The organism is Microvirga roseola, assembly GCF_020866965.1.
Lineage (GTDB): Bacteria > Pseudomonadota > Alphaproteobacteria > Rhizobiales > Beijerinckiaceae > Microvirga > Microvirga roseola.
Window position 1 is genome coordinate 1 of the sequence record NZ_JAJATX010000139.1, and the last position, 2,247, is coordinate 2,247.

At 65.6% G+C, this 2,247-nt stretch carries 1 protein-coding gene; it reads right to left on the minus strand.

Translation table 11 applies throughout. The features are described from left to right. A partial coding sequence (locus LG661_RS24500; RefSeq protein ID WP_322098917.1) for an NADP-dependent malic enzyme occupies positions 1 to 2,247 on the minus strand: 2,247 nt, incomplete at both ends.

Here is a 2,247-nt window from a genome sequence, read left to right on the forward strand (position 1 = left end):
GCAATTGCCGTGAGGTTGACGATGCCGCGCGCGGTCACGGACGGCGTGAGAATGTGTGCGGGCTTGGCCGGGCCGATGAGGATCGGGCCGACCGGAAGCGAATCCGCCAGGATCTTGGTGAACTGGAAGGCGATGTTGGCTGCGTCCAGGTTCGGCATGATGAGCACGTTCGCCTCGCCTTTCAGGCGCGAAGCCGGATAGACCCGCTCGCGGATCATCTCGGAGAGCGCCGAGTCCGCCTGCATTTCGCCCTCGACCTCGAGATCGGGCCCCCGCTCGTTGATGCGGGCAAGCGCCTCGCGCATCTTCACCGCCGAGCGGGTATCCGCAGCGCCGAAGTCGGAATGGGACAGAAGCGCGATCTTCGGCTCCATGCCGAAGCGGCGCACATGGCTCGCGCAGGCAATCGTCATGTCGGCGATCTGCTCCGCATTCGGGTCTGGCTGAACATGCGTGTCGGCCAGGAAGTACGCGCCCTTCGACGTGATCACCAGCGAAAGCGCAGCCATCTCATTGACGCCGGGAGCCAGGCCGATGATGTCCTTGATGTGCTTCAGTCGCGACTGGAAGCGCCCTTCCAGCCCGCAGATGAGGGCATCCGCATCCCCTCGCCTCACGGCCACCGCGCCGATGACGGTGGAATTCGTGCGCACCAGGGTCTTCGCCGCATCCGGCGTAATCCCCTTGCGGCCCGCCGCCTCCACGTAAGTGGCGACATAGTCGCGGTAGCGCGGATCGTCTTCCGGATTCACCAGCTCGAAGTGCTTGCCGATCTCCATGGAGAGGCCGAAGCGCTTGATGCGGGTCTCCACCACACTCGGGCGTCCGATCAGGATCGGCCTGGCAAGCCGTTCCTCGACGATGACCTGCACGGCGCGCAGGACCCGCTCATCCTCGCCCTCGGCATAGATGACCCGCTTCGGGTCCGCCTTCGCCTTGGAGAACAGCGGCTTCATGATGAAGCCGGAGCGGAAGACGAAGCGGCCGAGGGAATCGGCGTAGGCCTCCAGATCCTCCAGGGGCCGCGTCGCCACGCCGGAATCCATGGCAGCCTTCGCCACGGCAGGCGCGATCCGCAGGATCAGGCGCGGATCGAAGGGGCTCGGGATCAGGGACTTGCGCCCGAAGGGATGCGCCTCACCGCCATAGGCCCGCGCCACGACTTCGGAGGGGGCTTCGCGGGCGAGAGCCGCGATGGCCTTCACCGCCGCCGCCTTCATCTCCTCGTTGATCGTCGTCGCACTCACGTCCAGCGCGCCACGGAAGATGTAGGGGAAGCACAGGACGTTGTTGACCTGGTTCGGGTAGTCCGAGCGCCCGGTGCAGATCATGGCGTCGGGACGGGCAGCCTCGGCCTCCTCCGGCATGATCTCCGGATAAGGATTGGCGAGGGCCATGATGAGCGGGCGCGGGGCCATCTTCGCCAGCATCTCGGGCTTCAGCACGCCGCCCGCGGAGAGGCCCAGGAACACGTCCGCATCCTCGATGACATCGGCCAGAGTGCGGGCGCTGGTCTTCTGCGCATAGACCGACTTCCAGCGGTCCATGAGCTCGTTGCGACCGTCATGAACCACGCCTTCGATATCCGTGACCCAGATGTTCTCGCGCTTCGCGCCGAGCGACACCAGGAGGTTGAGGCAGGCGAGTGCGGCAGCGCCGGCGCCTGAGGTGACGATCTTCACGTCCTCGATGCGCTTGCCCGCAAGCTCCAGGGCATTCGTGACGGCCGCGCCCACGATGATGGCCGTGCCGTGCTGATCGTCGTGAAAAACCGGAATGCCCATGCGGGCCTTCAGGCGCTCCTCCAGCTCGAAGCACTCGGGAGCCTTGATGTCCTCGAGATTGATGCCGCCGAAGGTGGGCTCGAGAGCCGCGACGACCTCGACGAGCTTGTCCACGTTCTTCTCCGCCAGCTCGATGTCGAACACGTCGATGCCGGAGAATTTCTTGAACAGGACCGCCTTGCCCTCCATCACGGGCTTGGAGGCAAGCGGGCCGATGTCGCCGAGGCCCAGAACGGCCGTTCCGTTGGAGATCACGGCGACGAGGTTCTGGCGGGAGGTGAGGTTCGCGGCCTCGGCGGGATTCGCGGCAATGGCCTCGCAGGGAGCGGCGACGCCCGGCGTGTAAGCAAGCGCCAGGTCGCGCTGGTTGCCGAGGGGCTTGGTGGGCTGGATCTCGAGCTTTCCGGGACGCGGGTGCTGATGGTAGAACATCGCTCCCGATTTCAGATCCTGCGAGATGTTC